Raw genomic sequence first — 23,249 nt, forward strand, 5'->3', positions numbered from 1 at the left:
TGATGGCCTAATGCTTCAAAAGCGCTGCCGTAGCCACCAGAGCCGCGAAAGTTCACTTGTAATACTGCGATACCTTGTTGAGCGAAGAGTTGATTTTGTGGGTCAAACCGCCACCAATCTCTCGGGCCGTGAGGGCCGCCATGAGGGTTAACCACAAGGGGTAAGCTTTTAGCATCCACGCCGAAAGGTAAGGTTAAAAAACCGTGAATGGTTTTTCCATCGCGGGCGGTGAAGCTAATGGGTTTAACGTCAGCCATTTGCTCAGGATCGAGCCAAGGTTTTTTTGAGAATAAGTATTCCAGTTTGACGGCTTCGGTATCAAATAAATAATAATCACCGGGATTTCTATCATTGAACGCGTCAATAATTAATAGATGACTATCACTGGTTTGGCTGACGAGGCGAATTTGGTGGCCGGGTAACGAGGCTAATAGCTGTTTGGTGTATTTGGCGTAAATGTCATTTTTATCGACAAATTCATACTCTGGGTAACCATTTTCATATTCTACGGCGTAGAGTTTTTTATTGATATTATTGATCCACACGTTAGTGGGATCGACCGTGGTATCTTGACTGATTTTTTGTTTATCACCGGTTTTCACATTAAGCTGATAAATACCGCGGGTTTGACCCGTCTCTCGTCCAAGGACATAGACTTGATTGTTATTATCACCAAAGGCGACGGGTTTTAAGTCATGTAAACCAAAATTAAACTGTTTGGTATCTATCCACTTACCCTCTTGTCGATAAAAAAGAGTGGAATCAATATAGTTTTTCGTGCCTGTGACGAAGCGAATCTGACCCTCATTATCCGTTAAAAAGTGAGCGTTATTGATAGGGGAGCGTGCGATTTTTTTACGTAATCCTTTGTAAATATCGACACTATAAACGATTTTATTGGTTTCGGTATTTAATGTTCTTCCTGTGGAGCCAGACCAAGGAATGGCCGAGACAAGCATATAGCGATTATCATTAGGCAGAGGATCAAGAATGGATGCAGTGGCGCGGATTGGGGTTTGTTTCTTAATGTGTGAGCCTGTTTGCATTTCGTTACTTTGGTAGCCAAAGAGGTAGAGCGCTTTTTTTCCATCGGCGTTCACCGCGTAGAGTTCGCCGTGATATTCAGGGGTATCACTCCAGCCTTTAAGGTATTCTTTTTGTAATACTAAACGTTCGTGATTAGCCCAAGCGTAATCCCCGACTTGGGCATTATCTGGAAAATGGACTGCATGCAGGAGTTTTTTTGTTTTTGCGTCAAGCGTGACGAGTAATTTTTTCCCTTCAAACACTTTAATGGCGCTGATGTAGTCGCCTTTGGGGGAAATTTTAACTTGGCTATATTCACTCGAGAGGCTAAAAAGATTGGCAGGATCAATTGGTGTACTATCGACTGCGGGATCAGCAATTGCTGTCACGCATAAGAGTAGCGTCATAAAACTGAACGTTTTAAGTAGGTTCATGCAACTTCCTTGTCTTCAGTATTGGTGAGTTTGTATGTAAGTTCTGTATATTGATTCAATCGAATACGGATGAATATGTTTACTTTAAATCCTCATTAACTTCGCAGCAGTTGTTGCTGAATAAAGTGCCACTGCTCAGTAAAATTATGAGTGGGTTTTATTTTAAACTCACTACGAACAAATTGGGCAATTCGACCTTCGGCTATGGCGAGGAGTAAGTTAGCTAATACGGATTCGTCTAAGGTGAAGCCGGAGGCTTCTCGTAACGATTTTTCCCGTAAAATTTGCTTTAAATGGGTTTCTATTTTGGCAAACAGTTGGCTGATTCGGCTTCTAAGGCGCTCATTTTCACCTAATAGTGCATCGCCATTGAGCACTCTGGAGATCCCCGGGTTACGCTCCGCAAAGACCAGTAATAATTGCAATAATTGCTGGCAGCGTTTCATGGTATCTTTCTCTTCTTCCATGATGAGATTAATGCGTGACAGTAATGACTCTTCAATAAATTCGATTAACCCTTCAAACATACGTGCTTTACTGGGGAAATGTCGATAAAGTGCCGCTTCGGATACGCCCACTTCAGCGGCTAATTTTGCTGTGGTAATGCGTTGCCCTGGACGGGTTTCTAACATGGTCGCTAATGATTGCAATATGTGTTCGCGACGGTTTATTTTTGGACTGACAGCCATGTAAATATCCTTTACTCGATTACAACTGAGCACGAATTAGAGCGGATATAGTCGTGATTATATCGCTAGTTCTGCAGGCCTAAGATTGGCCTCATCGCAGCTCTTTAAATAATGTTTAAAATAGGGAGAATGGTTAAGTCATTCGACGTTTATTCATTGAGCCTTCTTTTTGCGATAAGCGATAATAGCTGCTTGGCAAGCGTGTATTTGTCTGTAGCGGGAAGATTTTGCTGACCATCACTCCAAAGTACATTGAGTGCATTGCTGTCGGCATTAAACCCTAGTTCGGCTTGGGACACATCATTTGCTGCAATCATATCGAGTTTTTTACGGATAAGTTTGTCTTTAGCGTAATGGATCACATCTTGCGTTTCGGCTGCGAACCCCACCGTAAAAGGTTTATTTTTCAGTTGAGCTACCGCAGCGAGAATATCGGGGTTTTTGATTAAATCGAGGGTCATGGTATTAGAATCTGACGTTTTTTTAATTTTGTCATTGGCAACGTGTGTGACACGGTAATCAGCGACAGCAGCGCAACCAATAAAAATGTCTTGTTCATTGATATGCTGCATGACAGCAGCTTGCATATCTGCTGCACTATTGACATCGATACGTGTGATGCCTTGTGGCGTACTGAGATTAACCGGTCCTGACACTAAAGTGACATTAGCCCCAAGGTGACGTGCGGCTTTGGCAAGGGCAAAACCCATTTTTCCTGAGCTGTGATTAGAAATATAGCGTACGGGATCAATGGCTTCTCTAGTGGGCCCTGCGGTAAGCAAGAGGTTAATATTGTCAAGCAATTTAGGGGCGAAAAAATCACTGGCTCGCTGAGTAATATCATTGGCTTCTAGCAGGCGACCGGGCCCGATTTCTCCACAAGCTTGACTGCCACTGTCTGGTCCCCAGATAGTGATCCCTTTGCGTTGTAATTGTTGTAAATTATCCTGTGTTGCTTGGTTTTGATACATTTGCTGATTCATGGCTGGGCATACTACCACGGGGGCATTAGTCGCTAAACAGCTGGTGGTGATCAGTTCATCTGCCATGCCCGCATTAATACGCGCGAGCAAATTGGCGGTAGCTGGGGCGATAATCACTAAGTCAGCCCAGCGTGCGAGTTCTATGTGTCCCATGGCGGCTTCAGCAGCCGGATCGAGCAAATCGGTTGCCACAGGGTGTCCTGATAAAGCTTGTAATGTGAGAGGAGTAATAAACGCCTGAGCGCCTTGGCTCATTACAATTCTTACATTGGCCCCGTCCTCTTTTAATCGACGTACTAATTCAGCGGATTTATAAGCGGCAATTCCTCCGCCAATGCCTAAAAGGATATTTTTATTTGTCAGACTCATGATCTATCGCCAAGCATTCACTAAATTTCTTAACCCGATAAGATAACATAAAAAGTCTATTGGGAGGATAATCGATTTCATTTTGGAGCATTTTTAGCCGAGCAGCCATACTAAAGAGAGGAGAGACGGCTAACCAATGGAGTGATGAATGGGAATATCGGATTGGCCTGTGGGTGAGGGGCCCAGAGACAAACTTCTTCTAAAAGGAGCGAGCAGTTTATCTGATGCTGAATTATTGGCGGTTTTGCTTAGAGTGGGACTAAAAGGACAAAGTGCAGTGTCTTTGAGTCGCGAAGTCTTGTCTCACTTTGGAAGTTTACGTGCATTATTTTCTGCTTCAGAACAACAGATGTGTGAATTAAAGGGAATGGGGCCTGTAAAATATGCTCAATTGCAGGCTGCTATGGAATTAAGTCGTCGTATTTCTAAAGAAAATCTAAAAAGAGGGAAAATTTTATCAAATCCTGATTTAACTCGAGACTATTTAATGAGACAATTAGCAGATCGTGCCTATGAGGTCTTTGGCGTTTTATTGCTAGATAATCAGCACAGAGTGATTCAGTTTGTTGAGTTATTCCGTGGCACCATAGATTCTGCGTCTGTCTATCCACGAGAAGTGGTTAGCCTAGTGCTTGAAAAGAAAGCCGCTGCCGTGATTGTGTGCCACAACCATCCTTCTGGGATTGCTGAGCCAAGTCAAGCAGATCGGCGAATAACTGAGCGATTAAAACACGCCCTATTAACTATCGATGTTTCTTTATTAGATCATATAGTTATTGGTGATAACCACTGTGTTTCTTTCGCTGAACGGGGATGGATAGATTGATCTATTCCTTGATCTTTGATTTAAGATCCTGTATAAAATGCGCCCTCTTTGTGTGCCTCGGGCGACGGCCTTACGGGGTACATTAATGCTTGAGCGTTAAAACTGTTTTTGGAGAAGATTGACATGTCAAGAGTATGCCAAGTAACTGGCAAGCGACCTATGGTTGGTAACAACCGTTCGCACGCGAAAAACGCGACTCGTCGTCGTTTTTTACCTAACCTACAGAACCACCGTTTCTGGTTAGAAGATGAAAAACGCTTCGTACAGCTACGTGTATCAACTAAAGGTATTCGTATCATTGATAAAAAAGGCATCGAAACTGTTGTTGCAGAACTTCGTGCCCGCGGCGAAAAGGTGTAATAAACGATGGCTAAATCTAAAGGTAATCGTGAGAAGATCAAGCTAGTTTCTAGCGCTAAAACAGGTCATTTCTACACGACTGAAAAGAATAAGCGTAATATGCCTGAAAAAATGGAAATCAAGAAATTTGATCCAGTTATTCGTCAGCACGTTATGTATAAAGAAGCTAAAATCAAATAATTATTTGAATCTAGTTTTGAAAAAAGCTCCTTGTTAAGGGGCTTTTTTTTTTGCCTCAAATCTTCTAACCTCATTATTTTCTCAGTATTATTCATTTTTTTAATTATAGATCTCGCTATAAGGTTTTATGTCGATGGCTGATATTAATTGCGAGAAAGTGAAAATAAATGCTTTTTAAATGAATTAAAATGCAATATTATGCTTTGAAGAGCATATGAATGACAAAGTTTGTCTTATACTTTTCATTACATTTACTTCTCATTATATTGAGTGAATTTGAGTGTCTAAAAATGAACATGCTCTTGAGAATATTATCAGGCAATAGATATTTAAAGGTGAAATATTAGCGTGCGTACCACAGAATTAGTGAACGGGTTTCGTCAATCAGCTTCTTATGTGAATGCACATAGGGGGAAAACTTTCGTGGTGATGTTAGGAGGGGAAGCTTTAGCACAAACACAGTTCCACTCTATTATCAATGATGTTGCTTTATTGCATAGTTTGGGGATTAAAATTGTACTGGTGCATGGTGCGCGGCCTCAAATCGATGAGGCGCTATCAACTCATGACATTAAGCCTTTGTATCATCGTGGAGTCAGGATCACGGATGAAGCCTCATTGAAAGTGATTAAACAAGTGGTGGGGGGATTACAATTAGACATTACCGCACGTTTATCCATGAGTTTAAGTAATACTCCTCTACAAGGAGCACAAATTAACGTTGTGAGCGGAAATTTTGTGATTTCCCAGCCGTTGGGTATCGATGATGGGGTCGATTTCTGCTTAAGCGGTAAAGTGAGGCGCATAGACACGCAAGGGTTAGCGCGCCAACTTGAGCATAATGGCATAGTGTTATTAGGGCCGATTGCGGCTTCTGTGACAGGGGAAAGCTTTAATTTAACAGCTGAAGAAGTGGCGACACAAATAGCGGTGAAATTAAAAGCGGATAAAATGATAGGTTTTAGCGGTGAAAAAGGCATTTTAAATGAACAAGGAGAAGTCCTTGCAGAATTGATGCCGACCGATGTTCATACCCTGTTAGTCAATGCTGATGATGACAGTGGCATGGGCATTGGCACAAGGAAATTCTTACAAGCCAGTATTGATGCGTGCCGTAATGGTGTGGCGCGATGTCATTTTATTAGTTACCTCGATAATGGTGCGCTATTACAAGAAATGTTTTCACGTGATGGTGTTGGGACGCAAATTGTCACTGAAAGTGCCGAACGTTTACGTCGAGCATCGATTCGAGATATCGGCGGTATTCTAGATCTGATCCGTCCCCTTGAAGAGCAAGGTATTTTAGTGAGACGTTCACGTGAACAGCTTGAAATGGAAATTGAGCAATTCATGCTGATTGAGCGAGACAGTTTAGTGATAGGCTGTGCAGCATTTTATCCCTTTGAAGAAGATAATGCAGGGGAGTTTGCTTGTTTAGTGGTGCATCCTGAATACCGTGATGCCGATAGAGGCAGTTTATTATTAAATAACATTATTGGTCAGGCGAGGGTGAGAGGCTATTCAAGGCTTTTTGCGCTGACAACGCGCAGTATTCACTGGTTTTTAGAGCACGGTTTTCAGATAGTTGAAGTGAATGAATTACCAGAGAAAAAGAAACAACTTTATAATTATCAACGTAAATCTAAAATTTTGCTGTTGGAATTATAACCCTTTGTTTCCATTTTCCACTAAAGGCCGCGTATTGCGGCCTTTTTAATGGGTTAATGTGACTTTTTTCGCTTATAAAAAATATCTAAGGTGAATAAGATTAATCCTGCCCAAATAAAGCCAAAGGTCGTGGCGTCTTCTAAATGAAAAGGTTCGTTAAATAAGCTTATGGCCATAATAAACATGATGCTAGGACCGATATACTGGAAAAAGCCTAATAAAGATAAAGGGATCCTAACAGCTGAAGCGGCAAAGCACAGTAAGGGCACTGTGGTGATAATGCCTGCACTCATCAGCAGGAATTGACGAGAGACATCACTCTCGATGAAATGGATGAGTGAACCATCGATATTTTGCAATAAATAAAACAGGGCAATTGGGGCGAGGATCGCCGTTTCAATCAATAACCCAGTTTGCGCGTCAACATTGACTTTTTTGCGCAGCAAACCATAAAAAGCAAAGGTGAGGGCTAAGACTAATGAAATTGTTGGGATTGAGCCAAATGAAATCAGTTGTAGTAATACCCCTGTGGCTGCAAATAACAAGGCTAGCCATTGCAGTTTTCGTAATCGTTCTCCAAGAAATAACATGCCTAATAACACATTGACCAAGGGATTAATGAAGTAGCCTAAACTGGCATCGAGCATGTGATCATTATTAACAGCCCAGATGAACACTAGCCAATTGGCGGCAATTAAGATTGAAGTGGCGCATAAGATCCCCAGCTGCTTGGGCTTTTTTAAAACAGCACGTAACCGAGAAAAGTTGCCAGAGAAACTGATTAATAACGTGACAAAAATAAATGACCATATGACCCGATGCAGCAGAATTTCGGTGGCAGGCACATCACTGAGTAATTTAAAATACAGGGGTGCAATTCCCCACAACGTATAGGCCACAATGGCATAGAAAATGCCTTTGCGGTATTCAGTATCATGCATATGATTTAACCAAAAAGAGAATAGAAACGCAGATTGTATGCCTCTATTCTTGTTGACTCAATCATTTACTGATTTTATCTTTGCGATCTTTTTGATGAATGTGATGAAACATGGGGCCATGCATAATGCACATGATGCTTAGCCCACCATATAAGTTCCTGTGCCAAAAGCAATATGATCGCCTTTTTCGTTATGCAACTCCATGCGACACACAGAGACACGGTTGCCCGCTCTGATGACACTGCCTGTCCCCGTGAATATTTCTCCTCGACCGGGGCGCAAATAGTCAATGCGTAAATCGATAGTACTGAGGGTTTTGACCCTGTCTTTGAGTTCATCAATGCTCCAATTATCACGGCTATCGATTAAGCCTGCAAACGCAGTAAACCCTCCCACCACATCCAAAACGGCTGCCGCGACACCGCCATGAAGAATATTTTGGTGAATATTACCGACGAGCTCGGTGCGCATGTTGACGGTCATTTCTAGGCCGTCTAAGTCGTATTTCGAGACTCGCATTCCTAATAAATTATGAAAAGGGATGTGAGTATCAACAACTTCAGCTAATTGACGTAATGTTTCCATTTTGATGTTTGAGTGCATAGTTGTCCTTAGGGGACATATTCAGTTTGGCTAATTATCATTAAAATGACTAAATTAGAGTAAAAAGTCTACTTATTTTCTCTTTCTGACGTAAACGTAAAATGATAAATGTCATTTTTCCGGTTAATTTTAAACTGAAGCAGAGACAAGAGCGGACGCCTCTATTAGAATGAGCAGTTCATTTTTTGACGTTGGCAGAACATGGAACAAGCACTTCTCGATACTCCCCAAGATGAATTTTTATCTTGTCTTCAATCCGTTTTTGGTTATCGTGCCTTTAGAGAGGGGCAGCGAGATGTCGTAGAGCAGATCTGTAGCGGCCAAGATTGCTTAGTGATCATGCCAACGGGGGGAGGGAAAAGTTTATGCTATCAGCTACCGGCTTTACTTTTGCCTGGATTGACATTAGTGGTGTCCCCCTTAATTTCTTTAATGAAAGATCAAGTTGATAGCCTTACACAAATGGGAGTGGCCGCGGCTTATTTGAACTCTTCTCTACCTTGGGAAGAAAGTGCAAAAGTACTGCAGCAAATGCACAATGGAGAATTGAAGCTACTTTATGTATCACCGGAGCGATTACTGCAAGGGCAGTTTATAGAGCGCTTGAAATCACTTTCTATTTCATTATTTGCTATTGATGAGGCTCACTGTATTTCTCAGTGGGGACACGACTTTAGACCAGAATATGCAGCATTAGGGAAATTGCGTGAGCATTTTGCTCATGTTCCTATTATGGCATTGACGGCAACAGCGGATCAGGCGACACGTCATGATATTTGTCAGCGATTAACAATCACGCCGTATTCACTGTTAACCAGTTTTGATAGGCCTAACATTCGATATACCGTGGCGGAAAAACTCAGTGCTGCGAATCAATTGAGGCAGTTTATTGAACAGCAAAACGGTAACAGCGGGATTGTGTATTGCAGTAGTCGAAGGCGAGTCGATGAAGTGGCGGAGCGATTAACCTTGCAAGGCTTTAAAGCCGAAGCTTACCATGCTGGTAAAACCCAAGAAGAAAGAGCCGAGGTTCAAGATAAATTTCTGAAAGATCAGTTGGATATTGTGGTGGCAACGGTGGCTTTTGGTATGGGCATTAATAAGTCAAATGTCCGTTATGTGGTGCATTATGATATTCCTAAAAGCGTTGAAGCCTATTATCAAGAAACAGGACGAGCAGGACGAGATGGCCTAGATTCTGAAGCGTTACTTTTGTTTGATCCTAATGATATTGGGCGCGTTCGGCATTTAATTGAGCAATCAGAGCCGGGGCCGCAACAGCAAGTGGAATTTCATAAACTGAATACCATGGCCGCTTTTGCTGAAGCGCAAACCTGCCGCAGGCAAGTGTTACTGCATTATTTTGATGAAAGTGCGCTTAAACCTTGTGGGAACTGTGATATTTGTCTCGATCCGCCAAAACGTTACGATGGCATAGAAGATGCGCAAAAAGTATTGTCATGTATTTACCGTTTAAAGCAAGGCTTTGGAGTGAATCATCTGATTGATGTTTTACGTGGCTCAAAAGCAGCCAATGTGCTCGATAGAGGCCACAACAAATTATCCACTTGGGGAGTGGGTAAAGATAATAGTCATGAATATTGGCTGAGTGTAACGCGTCAATTGATCCATCTAGGACTCGCCAGTCAAGATATTACTCGAGGGTCGTCAGTGATCTTAAATCCATCTGCGAGAGCCGTATTAAAAGGAGACATTTCATTACAATTGGCTGAGCCAAGAATGGTGTTACCTACGACGAGACGGCGAAGTACAGGGAGTAAAACTCGCCTGGATTATGATCGTAAACTTTTTGCTAAGTTAAAATTACTGCGCCGCTCATTGGCTGAAGAACTGGATGTACCTCCGTACTTGGTATTCAATGATGCAACCTTGGCGGAAATGGCGGCTATTTTGCCCACCAGTCCTGGTGAATTGTTGGCTGTTAATGGCGTGGGGGAGCGCAAACTAGAGCGCTTTGGGGGAGAGTTTTTAGATGAAATTACTCAGTATTTGACCCAATCGTAAGGGCGATTGAGCTTTGATGATGAGTTCTATAGCCCCTTGGACATCAATTAGATTTGATTTTACTCAGTAAATTAATACTGGCGCGTTTTATCATCGACTCCAAATTATCAAATTGTTGCATAGTACTGAGACCGATATGCACTTTGTGATTTTCTTGCCAAGGGCTGAGAAGATCGGTTAATTGCTGGATCACATTGAGTGCTCCTTTTTCTGAAGTATGAGGTAACATAATCAGTAATTGGTGATGATTGTGTTGAATGACTTTATCTTGTTCTCTTAAGAGTTGTTTTAATATGGTTGTTAGATTAGGTGCTTGTTGTTTGTGAATATGACTGGGGTTAAATAATAGCAAGGATAAAGGTGTATTATCTTGTTTACTAAGACTTAATATTTGTTCCATGACGGATAATGCCGTTAGGGATTTTTCTGGAGTCTGAATATTGGGTGCAATATAAGATGTTTTTGAAAAGTATTTATAGATTATTATCGGAAGCAGTATCAATAAAAGAATGACAGTGATGATATAGCCCGATTGAGGCAAGATGAAAGACGTTTTTAGGTATTTTATGGGTTGTGGTGTCTTACTGGCATTTAGTGCTTCTTGTCGGCTGACATCTGTTTTGAGTTGTAATAACCAAATACGTTTAATATAGTCATTTTCATTTTTTTGTGTCTCAAAGCGTTGTTCTTGATAGTAAAAAGCGCGTTCGAACTGGCCGTTTTCTGCATAATATTGACTCAGAACGCGGTAGGCCTGCTCGAGATCTTGGTAAAATTGATGTTGAATTCCCATATTAATGGTCTCTAACATCAATTTGATGCCTTCGCTTTTAATCCCTCGTGTGAGTTTTACTTGAGCTAGCAAACACTTAGCTCGCATGTTTTCAATGGTTTTATGTCGTTTAGTAAAGGTTTTAATACTCAAATTGAGCAGTTGAGTGGCACTGTCAAAACGGCGAGTGTGAAAATCAATATACGCTATCTGGCTATAGGCATAAGCAAGTTCTAATTCACTACCCAGCTCTGGTAATAATAGCCTTGCTTGTTTTAATGCACTTCTTTGTTTCTTTTCCTGTTTATTTTCAAGTGTAATTTTAGCCATGTCTAAGGCTAAATTAAGGGCTATTTTTCCGGTGACATGTGGGCTATTAAGCGCTTGAAGCATGAAGGCTTCTGCTTTTTCTGTCTGGCCTGTTTTTTGATGTAATTTAGCCATACTGGCATATAAATAGGCTTTGGGTGGCCAACTCCATGGATTGTGTTGCTGTTCTATTTCTGAGTAAAGATCTAATGCAAGTGTTAAATCATCCTTTGCGGGATCGAAATTCTCAATACGAGAATCAAGCCGACTTCGCAACCATAGACCGCTGATGAGTGCTTGGGGTTGCTCATCTTGTTGAGCTAAAGTGATGGCCGAATACAATAAGGGTAAGGCTAGCTGAATGTTATTGAGGTTGGCATAGGCTTCAGCCATGCATAGCATAAAATAAGGTTTTGCTTGCTCATGTTTAAGGCTTTTAATTTTGGTATCGCTTAATTTGGCTAAGTTTAATGCGGCTTCATTTTCCCCGACTTGTAAGTATGCATTGCATTTAAGCAAATTGATCCGCAATTGAACATTATCGGAGAGACTATTTTGGCTTAATTTTTTTTCTAAGTGTTCGACAGTTGCTAAGACTTGATTGGGATATTGATATAGCAAGGTATTAAAGCGGTTGAGTGGCTCTTCAGGTTTATTATACAAGAAGGTATTGATGGTATGAATGATACGATCGGGTTCTGAAGATAAGGCACTATTTCGAGTAGAGTTGATTTCTTCACTATTGATCTCTATGGGCATTAACCAACATATGAGACTGAACAAAATGTAACGAAAGTCCATTTTTATTATGCCCGCACTTATTTAATACTATTTATCGCTATTTGCTGCGAATTATACTGACTTTTGCATAAAAAACGCATAAAAAATAAGGTAATTCAAAATGAAGGGTTTTTAGTTGAATAAGCTTAAATTAAATTAGATTAAAATGTGAACGATGTTAATTAATGTGAGTGTATGTTTTAACGTTATTTTATGAGAGTTTTTATTCTGGTACGACCTGGTGGCTATGGAAAAAAATGCAGTTGACACCAGAGCGTGGACGGGTTAAAAACTAGTTGTAGCGATAAATTTCGCCTTTAATAGTGTCTCGTTTTAAATATAGTTATCTAGGATTTTTGAATAAATAATGATGAACCAGCGTAATGCACTCCTTAACCTCCTCCTCATTCTCGCAGTTATTGCGCGGAGGCGTTAGTGTTGCATCAATGCTAGATAGCATACCCAACATTCACAAACCCCGCGCTCTTAGTCGCGGGGTTTTTGCTATTTAAACGTGCTCAATTGATTGAGTGGCCGATAAATCGAATTAAGTTTTCGATGGAGAAATGAAAATGTCTAACCAAGTGATGATATTTGACACCACATTGCGTGATGGTGAACAAGCTTTAGCGGCAAGTTTAACAGTAAAAGAGAAGCTGCAAATTGCGTTAGCACTTGAGCGTCTAGGCGTAGATGTGATGGAAGTGGGTTTTCCGGTTTCCTCGCCGGGGGATTTTCAGTCGGTACAAACGATTGCGCAAACAGTGAAAAATAGTCGAGTGTGTGCATTATCCCGTGCGCTAGAAAAAGACATTGATGCGGCGGCACAAGCATTATCGGTGGCAGAACAGTTTAGGATCCATACCTTTATTTCAACCTCAACCATTCATGTTGAAAGCAAGCTAAAACGCTCTTTTGATCAAGTGTTAGAGATGGCTGTTGGCGCGGTGAAGTATGCACGTCGGTTTACTGACGATGTTGAGTTTTCTTGTGAAGATGCGGGCCGCACGCCAATTGATCACTTGTGCAGAATGGTTGAAGAAGCGATTAAAGCGGGAGCGCGAACCATTAATATTCCTGATACAGTTGGTTACACTTTACCCAGTGAATTTGGCAGTATTATTCAAACATTGTTTAATCGTGTGCCTAATATCGATCAAGCGGTGATCTCGGTTCATTGTCATGATGATTTAGGTTTATCTGTGGCTAATTCGATTACGGCAGTGCAGCATGGCGCACGTCAAATTGAATGTACTATCAACGGTATTGGTGAGCGGGCGGGTAATTGTTCTCTAGAAGAAATTGCCATGATCTTGGAGACGCGTAAGAGTGAGCTTGGTCTTGAGACAGGGATCAACGCGAAAGAAATTCATCGTACTTCAGCATTGGTGAGCAATTTATGTAACATGCCAGTGCAAGCTAATAAAGCGATTGTGGGATCGAATGCCTTTACGCATTCATCGGGGATCCATCAAGATGGTATGCTGAAATCGCAAAATACCTATGAAATTATGACACCTGAAAGTATTGGTTTAAATCGCAATAATTTGAATATGACATCACGTTCAGGTAGGCATGTTATTAAGCATCGTATGATGGAAATGGGTTATACGGATCAAGATTATGATCTGGATGTACTTTATGATGCATTTCTTGATTTAGCCGATAAAAAAGGCCAAGTGTTTGATTATGATCTTGAAGCATTGGTGTTTATTGAAGCGCAATCAGAACAAGATGATTACTTTAACTTGCAAGCATTGGCAGTGCAGTCAGATTCGGTTGCTGGAAAGGCAAGTGCGACGGTGACATTAAATGTTGATGGGCAGGAAAAAACACAAACGGCAACGGGAAATGGCCCTGTAGATGCGGCTTATCAAGCTATTTCTCAAGCCAGTGATTGTAAAATTGATATTACCAGTTATCAATTGAGCGCGAAAGGTGAGGGACAAAATGCCCTAGGCCAAGTCGATATCACCGCAAGCTACAATGAGCAACGGTTTCATGGTGTTGGATTGGCAACGGATGTGGTTGAAGCATCGGTACAAGCGCTGATCCATGTGATGAACCTAGCGCGCAGAGCCGATAAAGTGGCTGATAATAAACAAAAAAGACAGCAGAGTCGTGATTTTACCACAGTATAAATGAAGCATGTTGTTAATAGAGTACGACAGACAAAGACCCTAAAATAGAGTAAGTGGAGCCGAGAAAGCGTATGAGTTATCGAGTAGCAGTGTTGGCAGGAGATGGTATAGGTCCAGAAGTGATGGCTGAAGCACGTAAGGTGCTCAGTGCCGTGGAAGAGCGTTTCTCGCTTGCAATTGAATATACATCTTTTGATGTTGGAGGGGCTGCAATTGATAATCATGGTTGTCCACTTCCAGAGGCAACATTAAAAGGTTGTGAGGCTGCTGATGCGATTTTATTCGGCTCTGTAGGTGGCCCAAAATGGGAGCATTTACCCCCTAATTCTCAGCCTGAGCGAGGCGCATTATTACCACTGCGTGGACATTTTGAGCTGTTTTGTAATATTCGTCCTGCGAAGTTACATCAGGGCCTAGAGCATATGTCACCGCTGCGTAACGATATTTCAGAGAAAGGCTTTGACGTGCTTTGTGTACGCGAACTCACAGGCGGTATTTACTTTGGTAAACCGAAAGGGCGTCAAGGTGAAGGTGAGAATGAAGAAGCATTTGATACCATGCGCTATAGCCGTAAGGAGATTGAGCGTATTGCGCATATTGCTTTTGAAGCCGCCCAAGGGCGCCGCAAAAAAGTGACATCAGTTGACAAGGCAAACGTATTGGCTTGTTCGGTTTTGTGGCGTGAAGTTGTTGAAGAGGTGGCGACACAATACCCTGATGTTGAGCTGGAGCATATCTATATTGATAATGCGACAATGCAGCTTTTACGTCGACCCAATGAATTTGATGTCATGCTTTGTTCAAACTTATTTGGCGATATTATTTCTGATGAAGTGGCAATGTTAACGGGTTCGATGGGGTTACTGTCATCGGTGAGCATGAACAGTGAAGGCTTTGGCTTATATGAACCCGCAGGCGGTAGTGCCCCAGATATTGCAGGCCTTGGTATTGCGAACCCTGTTGCGCAAATCTTATCCGCAGCTTTGCTACTGCGTCACAGTTTAAAAGAGGAAGCTGCAGCCGCTGCGATTGAAGTCGCCGTTTCAAAAGCTTTACGTAATGGTTATTTAACTGGTGAGCTATTGGCTAGCGATCTGCGGGATCAAGCTAAATCGACAAGTGAAATGGGCGATTATATTGCTCAAGCTGTAAAGGAAGGTGCGTAATGGGTAAGACACTATATGAAAAAGTATGGGATAGCCATGTGGTCAGAGAGGTTGAGGGGCAAACTCCCATTCTCTATGTGGGGCGACATTTAGTTCACGAAGTGACTTCACCACAGGCATTTAGTGGTTTGCGAACGGCGGGTCGTCAACTCAGAGCACCGGAAAAAACCTTTGCTACTATGGATCACAATACGTCGACTCGCAGTGCAAGCTTAGATGCCTTAAGTCCAATGGCGCGTATTCAAGTGGATACGCTTAAGGAAAACTGTGAAGAGTTTGGTGTAAAACTATATGATATTACACACAAAAATCAAGGTATTGTACATGTGATGGGGCCAGAGTTAGGCATTACTGTGCCAGGTACAGTGATTGTTTGCGGTGATTCACATACCGCAACGCATGGCGCGTTTGGTGCACTAGCATTTGGTATTGGCACCTCAGAAGTTGAGCATGTCATGGCCACACAAACGTTACGTCAAACGAAAGCTAAAACCATGAAAATCGAAGTTCGTGGTCAAGTGGCGGAAGGGATCACAGCAAAAGATATTGTGTTGGCGATTATCGGTAAAACAGGCATGGATGGCGGTACGGGTCATGTGGTTGAATTTTGTGGTGAAGCGATTCAAGCGCTCTCTATGGAAGGGCGTATGACTGTGTGTAATATGGCTATCGAAATGGGGGCTAAAGCCGGTATGATTGCACCGGATGACACGACTTTTGCTTATCTAAAAGGACGTGAGTTTGCCCCTAAAGGTGAAGCTTGGGAAGAGGCCATTAGTCACTGGAAAGAGCTTAAAACTGATGATGATGCCGTTTTTGATGCTGAAGTGCTCCTAGATGCGACAGAAATAGCACCACAGTTAACTTGGGGAACCAATCCTGGCCAAGTAGTGGCGATTGATAAACCTGTTCCTGCACCTGAAGATGAGCCCAACCCAACGGTGAGAGACAGTATTGAAAAAGCCTTAAATTATATTGATCTTAAGGCAGGAACAAACATGACGGATGTGAGCATTAATAAAGTCTTTATTGGTTCTTGCACGAATTCTCGTATAGAAGATTTACGGGCTGCAGCAGTCCATGCTAAAGGACGTAAAGTGGCTGATGGTGTGACGGCAATCGTGGTACCGGGTTCTGGATTGGTAAAAGAGCAAGCAGAAAAGGAAGGTTTAGATAAAATCTTTATTGACGCCGGTTTTGAATGGCGTTTACCTGGGTGCTCTATGTGCCTTGCAATGAACGATGATAGATTAGAAGTTGGTGATCGCTGCGCTTCGACGAGTAACCGTAATTTCGAAGGTCGTCAAGGGCGAGGCAGCCGTACACATTTAGTCAGTCCTGCTATGGCATCTGCTGCAGCGGTAGCTGGGCATTTTGTTGATATTCGCTATCCATTTTAAGGGGAAAACCATGGAGCCTTTTACAGTACATACCGGCTTAGCCGTCATGATCGATAGTGCGAATATCGATACAGATCAAATTATTCCAAAACAGTTTTTATCTAAAGTCACTAGAGAGGGATTTGGTGTTCATTTATTTCATGATTGGCGTTATTTAGATGATGCTGGTGAAGAACATGATCCCGACTTTACGTTAAATCATCCTCGTTACCATGGGGCTTCGGTCCTTGTGGCTCAGGAGAATTTTGGTTGTGGTTCAAGTCGTGAGCATGCGCCTTGGGCATTGGCAGATTTTGGTCTTAAAGTGATTATCGCCCCAAGTTTTGCTGATATTTTTTATGGTAATTCCATCAATAATGGATTATTACCGGTTAAGTTAACTGCGGCGCAAGTACAGCAGTTAATGGATGAAATAGAAGAGGTTGAAGGTGGGGATGTGTCAGTTGATTTAGAGCAGTTGACGGTAACCTCACCTAAAGGGGCTGTTTTTAGTTTTGAAATTAATAGCGCTTCTCGTCACAATTTACTTAATGGTTTAGATTCAATTGGGTTGACGTTATCTGAACTTGAGCATATCGAAGCCCATGAAGATAAATTGCCTGATTGGCTACATAAAGTCAGTTAACTAGGGTCTGTTGATTTCTCTCAGTTTTAGCATGGCTGCTGATATCAGTAGTCATGTTAAGTTGTCTTCATTTGGGCGGAGCTCAGAATAAATATGAGTTTCAATGATAATGTTTAGCGTACACCTGTGACATCATTTATTTACCTGAATACGTCGCTCACCCAGTGAGCCCTTTCTTTCTCCTCGCTTAAAAAACACCCAGTGTAACACACTGTTATATATAAATTAAATTTAATACTCTTAGATAAAACTTAACATTTACTGTGTTGGTAGTGATTTATGCTGGAAAGGTTTGTAATACTAAATTTACGTTTGTGTTGTTTTTCAGTGTTTTTATTTTATTGAATAACCAATCAATTTTGCTTTTTGACAGGAGTTGATTATCTCATTCTATATAATAGATGGGTTGTTTTTTATGCCAAACACAGTAGAGATAAAAATATATTCTACATTTATTATCTGTAACAAGTTAATTTTATAGTTATTTACTCTGTTTTCATTGAATGGCTTGTAAAGTCTTTTGTGATAAGTACACTGCGGCTCCTCAATAAAATGGAGCTTTAGCTCTACAACTTTTGTTAACGGTATCGTTACAGTAGAGAATCACAATGAAGAAGCGTATGTTAACTGTGGCAGTGAGTGCTGCTATGGCAGGAGTTGTTACGCAAGTCAATGCAGCAGGATTTCAACTCGCAGAATACTCTGCAACAGGATTATCACGGGCATTTGCTGGAGAGGCGGTGACGGCCAATAATGCATCAGCGCAGGGGAGAAATCCTGCGATGATGAGCATGTTAAAAGGAACTCAAATCTCTTTTGGGGCAATTTATGTGATGCCTGATGTGGATGTTAAAGGGGATGTATCTATATCTGCGCCCACATTAGGAATAACAGATTATCAATTTCATGCCGATGCCATTGATGTCGCCGATAATGCTGTGGTACCTAATTTTTACTTATCGAGTCAATTGAATGAACATTGGACATTGGGACTGGCGATTAATTCTAATTACGGGTTAAAAACACAAATATCAGTTGATCATAATGCGGCTATTTTTGGCAGTGAAACATCGATTACAACTGTCGAGTTGAATCCTAATCTCGCTTACAAAGTGAATGATACTTTTAGTGTCGGAGCTGGCTTACGTCTTGTTTATGGTGAAGGAAAAATCAGTGCATCGACTCCCTCTTGGCTCGGGGCATTGCCTTTGCCTGCCAGTATGAGTCATTAATTACCTGCTTCTGGCAGAGAATTAAAGGGAATGGAAGGTGATGATATTGGCTATGGATGGAAAGTCGGGGCCAGTTGGCAGCTTAATACAGATCATCGTTTGGGGTTAGCATACCACAGTGGTGTGGATCTTAAACTGGAAGGTAATGCATCAGGAATAAGCTATACAGGTGGACAACAGGTTAATATTGAAGGATATCTGCTATTAGAATTGCCTGCAACAGCCGAGTTGGCATCGAATCATCAGGTAAGTGAAAATTGGGCATTGCAGGCCAGTATCAATTGGACACAATGGAAGGTGTTTGATGAATTAGTTGCTTACTTTCCCAATGAAGTGAAGCCTGTAGGCGAGTTAGAAGCTGATTTAGTGAAAGAAGAAAATTTTAAAGATAATTGGCGTTTTGCTCTGGGAAGTACCTATCAATTCAATGATGTTTGGTCTTTACGTACGGGAATAGCGCTGGATAAAACGGCTGCGGATGATGAATATCGAACGGCGACGATCCCTGATTCGAATCGATTATGGTTTAGTACCGGTACTGAATATCAAGTGACGTCTAAACTCGCGATTGATTTTGCTGTAACCTATATTAAAGCGATAGGTGATGCCCCAATTAATGAGAAAATGACACTATTGGATTTAGCGCAAATTAATTATCAAGCTGAAGCCAGTGGTCATGTGTGGTTAGTGGGATTACAGGTAAGTTATAAGTTGTAGGGATAATCTATGTCATGACAGTACAGCTTCATGAAAGTGTATTGTCATTTCGAGTCATTGGGCGATGAGCACGCTGGACTTTTGTATTAGTGCATTAATATGATGGTAATATGGAAAAATAAACCGATTGACTTTGATTGTTTGTTATTAATAATCAAAAGGGCCACAATTGAAAATCATTTTAGGGACTAAACACCCCCCTCTAAGGTATTATTACTCCACTTTTATGCACTATCAATAAGTATATAATGCTTACTTCCTTCTGTTTTTGTTAGTTTTTAGGGGTTAATCTCCACAAAAATCCCCTTCTTCCCATTTTATTCACACAGAGTAAATTCCTTGCTAACCCGCTTGGTTACTGGATTTGTTAAATTACTGGATCCCTTGACAAGACTTGTATTCTATCCCTAAACTTATGTCTAGTGGGTAATTGTGGATATAAGTGGGCTTTATTGGCTTATATAAATAAACAGGGAAGAATTTAGTGTTTTGTGGAGCAAGTGCTATTAACCTTGATGTGAAAGGTCGGATCGCGATACCAAAGCGATACCGAGAGCCCTTGCATGTGGAACATAGTAATGAATTAGTGATTACCGTCGATATACAGTCGCCTTGTTTATTAGTTTACCCCAAGCAAGAATGGCGTAAAATAGAAGCAAAATTGCAGGTGCTATCCGACACTCAGCCTCCACAAAGAGCAATCAAGCGCTTACTTTTGGGCTATGCCCATGAATGTGAGCTTGATGCTAATGGTCGATTATTATTACCTCCTCCCTTAAGACAATATGCTGCTTTAGAAAAGCGCGCCATGTTAGTGGGACAATTAAATAAATTTGAATTGTGGAATGAAGTGACTTGGGAGCAAGAAATCGCTTCCAGTCTTGATGCGATTCAAAATGAAGACTTAGCAGCAAACCCAGGTTTAGCTGATTTCTCTCTTTAATAGTGAGATTAACCGAAGAAGAGCACAATGAACGAAGCATTTTCACACTTATCCGTTTTATTAACTGAAACGGTTGCAGGATTAAATATACACGCCGAAGGTGTCTATATTGATGGTACTTTTGGCCGAGGTGGTCATTCTCGAGAAGTGCTAAAACAATTAGGTCCTAAGGGGCGACTAATTGCGATTGATAGGGATCCTCAAGCGATTAAAGCGGCTGAACAATTTAAAGATGATCCTCGTTTTCAAATTGTGCATGGCGGTTTTGGTCAGTTAGCCAGTTATGTTAATGAATTAGGATTGACGCACAAAATTGATGGTGTGCTACTAGATTTTGGTGTGTCTTCGCCTCAACTGGATGATGCCGAACGTGGGTTTAGTTTTTTAAGGGACGGTCCTCTTGATATGAGAATGGATAACTCTCAGGGCGAAACAGCGGCACAGTGGATTGCTCGCGCTGACATTGAGGATATGGCTTGGGTATTTAAAACCTATGGCGAAGAGAAAAATTCACGCCATATTGCACGATGTATTGCAGCAGATCGAGAGAAAACCCCTTTTTTAAGAACAAAAGAATTGGCAGATTTAATTGCTCGAGTAAGTAAAAGCAAAGAGCGAAATAAACACCCAGCGACTCGAGTATTTCAAGCCATTAGAATTTATATCAATAGCGAATTGGAACAAATTGACCAAGCGTTAGAAGGGGCACTGGCTGTTTTGGCGCCTAAGGGACGCATTTCGGTGATCAGTTTTCATTCCTTAGAAGACAGAATGGTGAAACGTTTTATTCGTCGTCATAGTCAAGGGGAAAGTGTCCCACATGGATTGCCAATAACAGAAGATGAAATCAATAAAACCCGTAAATTAAAGCCTATTGGAAAGGCGATAAAGCCATCGAATGAAGAAATAGAGAGAAACACGAGGGCGCGAAGCTCAGTATTAAGAATTGCCGAACGATTATTAAGTTAGCTTACTATTATTTGTGCTTTAAGAGAATGCAAGGAGATAAAAGGTGGCACAATCACGGTCAGATTTAACGCGTATTATCTTGCAAGATCTTTGGCGGTACAAATGGGTTTTATTGTTAGCGACTTTGGTGATGTTTAATGCTATTGCAGTGGTATATACCAGTTACATGAGCCGTAGCTATACCAATCAGTGGGATCAAATGTTGCAAGAGAGAGATAGGCTAGATATAGAATGGCGTAATTTATTACTAGAAGAACAGTCACAGTCGGAGCATAGCAAAATTACCCGCATTGCGACTAAAGATCTGAATATGAAGCGTCCATTACCCAATGAAGAGGTGGTTGTGAGGGTGAAATGAATAAACAAGCAAAGCGAGTTCAAAAACCACAACTGATCCACTGGCGTTTATACGTCGTTGTCGTTTTTGTGAGTCTGTTATTTATCAGTTTGGTGGGTCGCGCAGCTTACATTCAAATCATTGAACCTGATAAACTTCGCTATGAAAGTGATATGCGGACGTTACGCACCACCAGTCGAGAAGTTCAGCGGGGACTGATAACCGATCGTAATGGCGAAATGTTAGCAGTCAGCGTTCCTGTTCGAGCCGTATGGGTGGATCCTAAGCGTGTTTATGATCGTGATGGGTTTAAGGATATGCGTCGTTGGCAAGCATTAGCCGATGTATTACATGAACCGTTAAGTAAAATTCTTTCTCGTGTACAGAATCATCCCAAAAAACGCTTTGCCTATTTGAAGAGGCAAGTGACTCCCGCAGTTGCTGATTATATCAAGCAGTTAAACCTCCCCGGTGTTTATTTAAAATCAGAATCACGTCGTTATTACCCCGCAGGCGAAATTGATTCTCAATTAATTGGCATTACTAATATCGATGGCCTTGGTATCGAAGGCATTGAAAAAACCTATGATACTTGGCTAACGGGGACACCAAGTAAACAAAAAGTGCGTAAATCTCGCGATGGGAATGTTGTTGAACGCCTTGATATGGTGCAAGAAGGCGAAAACTCAAATGATTTAGTACTGAGTATCGATCAACGTTTGCAGCAGTTAGCTTATCGAGAATTGAAAAAAGCCACTGAAATTAATCGTGCAACTTCAGGTTCTATCGTGGTGATAGATATTCGAACGGGTGAAGTTCTGGCGATGGCGAATACGCCGTCTTATAACCCTAATTCAAGTGATAAATTACAAGCATTTCGCATGCGTAACAGAGCGTTGACCGATACCTTTGAGCCAGGCTCTGTGATTAAGCCTTTTGTTATGGCGGCGGCATTAGAAGCCGGCACAATTAAAGAAAATCAATTAATTGATACTTCACCGGGCTGGATGCGTCTTGGTGGAAGGCGTGTTAGAGATGGTAGGAATTACGGTGATATCTCACTTACCGATATCTTAGTTCATTCAAGTAACGTTGGTATTTCTAAGGTAGCTTTATCTATGCCGATAGAGCAATTGTTGGGGACTTATGCCGCGCTGGGATTAGGGACTTACAGTGGTATTGATTTGATTGGTGAAAGTACTGGTGTGGTGAGGGACAGTCATAGGTGGTCTGATTTTGAACGGGCAACCTTATCTTTTGGCTATGGTTTGACGATTACTGCACTCCAGCTCGCGAGAATGTACGCGACCTTAGGCAGTGAAGGCGTTTTATACCCCACATCGATAGTGAAATTAAAGAAAAAACCGCAAGGGACTCAAGTCTTATCGGCAGATGTCGCTAGGAAAGTGATGAATATGCTACAAGGCGTGACACAAGCAGAAGGTACCGCCGTAAGAGCCCATATTGAGGGATACCCCGTTGCAGGTAAAACGGGAACCAGCCGTAAAGCGGTCGCTGGAGGTTATGGTGATGATTATGTCGCTTCTTTTGCTGGGGTTGCACCGGTTAATAACCCTAGGCTTGCCATTGCTGTGATGATTAATGAACCAAAGGGCGATCGTTATTACGGCGGTGATATTGCAGGGCCGCCTTTTGCCAAAGTAATGTCAGGCTCTTTACAAATGTTAAATGTTGAGCCTGTTACATCAAAAGATAAAGTGAAAATTGCAACTTTAGCTAGGACAAATTAATAA

At 41.6% G+C, this 23,249-nt stretch carries 19 protein-coding genes and 1 pseudogene; 14 read left to right on the top strand and 6 right to left on the bottom strand.

Annotated elements, in window-relative coordinates; genetic code table 11:
• The 3 genes from Q0976_RS21820 to coaBC form a co-directional block, all read right to left on the bottom strand.
• On the bottom strand, nucleotides 1-1,460 hold a 1,460-nt coding region (locus tag Q0976_RS21820), incomplete at its 3' end, for a prolyl oligopeptidase family serine peptidase (protein ID WP_299496486.1).
• Nucleotides 1,461-1,555: 95 nt separating this feature from the next.
• Nucleotides 1,556-2,149, bottom strand: coding sequence for a nucleoid occlusion factor SlmA (gene slmA, locus Q0976_RS21825; protein WP_299496488.1), 594 nt, complete (start codon nucleotides 2,147-2,149; stop codon nucleotides 1,556-1,558).
• A 149-nt stretch (nucleotides 2,150-2,298) separates the two neighbouring features.
• A complete protein-coding gene (gene coaBC, locus Q0976_RS21830) occupies nucleotides 2,299-3,501 on the bottom strand; it encodes a bifunctional phosphopantothenoylcysteine decarboxylase/phosphopantothenate--cysteine ligase CoaBC (protein ID WP_299496491.1) in 1,203 nt (400 codons plus the stop codon).
• Nucleotides 3,502-3,649: 148 nt separating this feature from the next.
• Here coaBC and radC point away from each other — a divergent pair, with 148 nt between their 5' ends.
• From radC to argA, 4 genes are all read left to right on the top strand, one after another.
• Entirely contained in the window at nucleotides 3,650-4,327 is a 678-nt protein-coding gene (gene radC, locus Q0976_RS21835) for a DNA repair protein RadC (RefSeq protein WP_299496494.1), read from the top strand.
• 123 nt (nucleotides 4,328-4,450) lie between these two features.
• On the top strand, nucleotides 4,451-4,687 hold the full coding sequence (gene rpmB / locus Q0976_RS21840) for a 50S ribosomal protein L28 (protein ID WP_298771253.1): 237 nt from the start codon (nucleotides 4,451-4,453) through the stop codon (nucleotides 4,685-4,687).
• 6 nt (nucleotides 4,688-4,693) lie between these two features.
• Complete coding sequence (rpmG, locus tag Q0976_RS21845; protein WP_011494790.1) at nucleotides 4,694-4,867, top strand: 50S ribosomal protein L33; 174 nt, start codon at nucleotides 4,694-4,696, stop codon at nucleotides 4,865-4,867.
• 348 nt (nucleotides 4,868-5,215) lie between these two features.
• Nucleotides 5,216-6,535: an amino-acid N-acetyltransferase gene (gene argA / locus Q0976_RS21850; RefSeq protein WP_299496498.1), complete on the top strand. Its 1,320-nt coding sequence runs from the start codon at nucleotides 5,216-5,218 to the stop codon at nucleotides 6,533-6,535.
• 53 nt (nucleotides 6,536-6,588) lie between these two features.
• Here the strand turns inward: argA and rarD are convergent, their stop codons facing one another.
• On the bottom strand, nucleotides 6,589-7,476 hold the full coding sequence (gene rarD / locus Q0976_RS21855) for an EamA family transporter RarD (protein ID WP_299496501.1): 888 nt from the start codon (nucleotides 7,474-7,476) through the stop codon (nucleotides 6,589-6,591).
• Between the two features lie 138 nt (nucleotides 7,477-7,614).
• Nucleotides 7,615-8,079 (bottom strand): thioesterase family protein, encoded by a 465-nt coding sequence (locus tag Q0976_RS21860; protein ID WP_299496504.1) that lies wholly within the window; start codon nucleotides 8,077-8,079, stop codon nucleotides 7,615-7,617.
• 201 nt (nucleotides 8,080-8,280) lie between these two features.
• Between Q0976_RS21860 and recQ the strand changes: the two genes are divergently transcribed.
• A complete protein-coding gene (gene recQ / locus Q0976_RS21865; protein WP_299496506.1) occupies nucleotides 8,281-10,104 on the top strand; it encodes a DNA helicase RecQ in 1,824 nt (607 codons plus the stop codon).
• 43 nt (nucleotides 10,105-10,147) lie between these two features.
• Here the strand turns inward: recQ and Q0976_RS21870 are convergent, their stop codons facing one another.
• A complete protein-coding gene (locus Q0976_RS21870; protein ID WP_299496509.1) occupies nucleotides 10,148-11,944 on the bottom strand; it encodes a histidine kinase in 1,797 nt (598 codons plus the stop codon).
• Between the two features lie 593 nt (nucleotides 11,945-12,537).
• Here Q0976_RS21870 and leuA point away from each other — a divergent pair.
• From leuA to Q0976_RS21915, 9 genes and pseudogenes are all read left to right on the top strand, one after another.
• Complete coding sequence (gene leuA, locus Q0976_RS21875) at nucleotides 12,538-14,106, top strand: 2-isopropylmalate synthase (RefSeq protein WP_299496512.1); 1,569 nt, start codon at nucleotides 12,538-12,540, stop codon at nucleotides 14,104-14,106.
• 71 nt (nucleotides 14,107-14,177) lie between these two features.
• The gene (gene leuB / locus Q0976_RS21880; RefSeq protein ID WP_299496514.1) at nucleotides 14,178-15,272 is read left to right on the top strand and encodes a 3-isopropylmalate dehydrogenase; all 1,095 of its coding nucleotides are present in this window, start codon (nucleotides 14,178-14,180) and stop codon (nucleotides 15,270-15,272) included.
• Entirely contained in the window at nucleotides 15,272-16,672 is a 1,401-nt protein-coding gene (leuC, locus tag Q0976_RS21885) for a 3-isopropylmalate dehydratase large subunit (protein ID WP_299496516.1), read from the top strand. Before leuB ends, leuC begins: the two co-directional genes overlap by 1 nt.
• A gap of 10 nt (nucleotides 16,673-16,682) precedes the next feature.
• Entirely contained in the window at nucleotides 16,683-17,297 is a 615-nt protein-coding gene (gene leuD / locus Q0976_RS21890) for a 3-isopropylmalate dehydratase small subunit (protein WP_299496518.1), read from the top strand.
• A 608-nt stretch (nucleotides 17,298-17,905) separates the two neighbouring features.
• A pseudogene (locus Q0976_RS21895) lies at nucleotides 17,906-19,246 on the top strand (outer membrane protein transport protein).
• Nucleotides 19,247-19,730: 484 nt separating this feature from the next.
• On the top strand, nucleotides 19,731-20,189 hold the full coding sequence (gene mraZ, locus Q0976_RS21900) for a division/cell wall cluster transcriptional repressor MraZ (RefSeq protein WP_299496520.1): 459 nt from the start codon (nucleotides 19,731-19,733) through the stop codon (nucleotides 20,187-20,189).
• A 27-nt stretch (nucleotides 20,190-20,216) separates the two neighbouring features.
• Entirely contained in the window at nucleotides 20,217-21,158 is a 942-nt protein-coding gene (gene rsmH / locus Q0976_RS21905; protein WP_299496522.1) for a 16S rRNA (cytosine(1402)-N(4))-methyltransferase RsmH, read from the top strand.
• Nucleotides 21,159-21,201: 43 nt separating this feature from the next.
• Nucleotides 21,202-21,516: a cell division protein FtsL gene (ftsL, locus tag Q0976_RS21910; protein ID WP_299496524.1), complete on the top strand. Its 315-nt coding sequence runs from the start codon at nucleotides 21,202-21,204 to the stop codon at nucleotides 21,514-21,516.
• Nucleotides 21,513-23,246, top strand: a complete 1,734-nt coding sequence (locus Q0976_RS21915; RefSeq protein WP_299496527.1) for a penicillin-binding transpeptidase domain-containing protein — start codon at nucleotides 21,513-21,515, stop codon at nucleotides 23,244-23,246. Before ftsL ends, Q0976_RS21915 begins: the two co-directional genes overlap by 4 nt.
• Nucleotides 23,247-23,249: the final 3 nt, after the last annotated feature.

Source organism: uncultured Shewanella sp. (genome assembly GCF_947501665.1).
Taxonomy (GTDB): Bacteria; Pseudomonadota; Gammaproteobacteria; order Enterobacterales; family Shewanellaceae; genus Shewanella.

Excerpts from the sequence above, each read along its gene's own strand:
- slmA (WP_299496488.1), bottom strand. The coding sequence starts at position 2,149 with ATGGCTGTCAGTCCAAAAATAAACCGTCGCGAACACATATTGCAATCA.
- coaBC (WP_299496491.1), bottom strand. The coding sequence starts at position 3,501 with ATGAGTCTGACAAATAAAAATATCCTTTTAGGCATTGGCGGAGGAATT.
- radC (WP_299496494.1), top strand. The coding sequence starts at position 3,650 with ATGGGAATATCGGATTGGCCTGTGGGTGAGGGGCCCAGAGACAAACTT.
- rpmB (WP_298771253.1), top strand. The coding sequence starts at position 4,451 with ATGTCAAGAGTATGCCAAGTAACTGGCAAGCGACCTATGGTTGGTAAC.
- rpmG (WP_011494790.1), top strand. The coding sequence starts at position 4,694 with ATGGCTAAATCTAAAGGTAATCGTGAGAAGATCAAGCTAGTTTCTAGC.
- rarD (WP_299496501.1), bottom strand. The coding sequence starts at position 7,476 with ATGCATGATACTGAATACCGCAAAGGCATTTTCTATGCCATTGTGGCC.
- Q0976_RS21860 (WP_299496504.1), bottom strand. The coding sequence starts at position 8,079 with ATGCACTCAAACATCAAAATGGAAACATTACGTCAATTAGCTGAAGTT.
- recQ (WP_299496506.1), top strand. The coding sequence starts at position 8,281 with ATGGAACAAGCACTTCTCGATACTCCCCAAGATGAATTTTTATCTTGT.
- Q0976_RS21870 (WP_299496509.1), bottom strand. The coding sequence starts at position 11,944 with ATGCCCATAGAGATCAATAGTGAAGAAATCAACTCTACTCGAAATAGT.
- leuA (WP_299496512.1), top strand. The coding sequence starts at position 12,538 with ATGTCTAACCAAGTGATGATATTTGACACCACATTGCGTGATGGTGAA.
- leuB (WP_299496514.1), top strand. The coding sequence starts at position 14,178 with ATGAGTTATCGAGTAGCAGTGTTGGCAGGAGATGGTATAGGTCCAGAA.
- leuC (WP_299496516.1), top strand. The coding sequence starts at position 15,272 with ATGGGTAAGACACTATATGAAAAAGTATGGGATAGCCATGTGGTCAGA.
- leuD (WP_299496518.1), top strand. The coding sequence starts at position 16,683 with ATGGAGCCTTTTACAGTACATACCGGCTTAGCCGTCATGATCGATAGT.
- rsmH (WP_299496522.1), top strand. The coding sequence starts at position 20,217 with ATGAACGAAGCATTTTCACACTTATCCGTTTTATTAACTGAAACGGTT.
- Q0976_RS21915 (WP_299496527.1), top strand. The coding sequence starts at position 21,513 with ATGAATAAACAAGCAAAGCGAGTTCAAAAACCACAACTGATCCACTGG.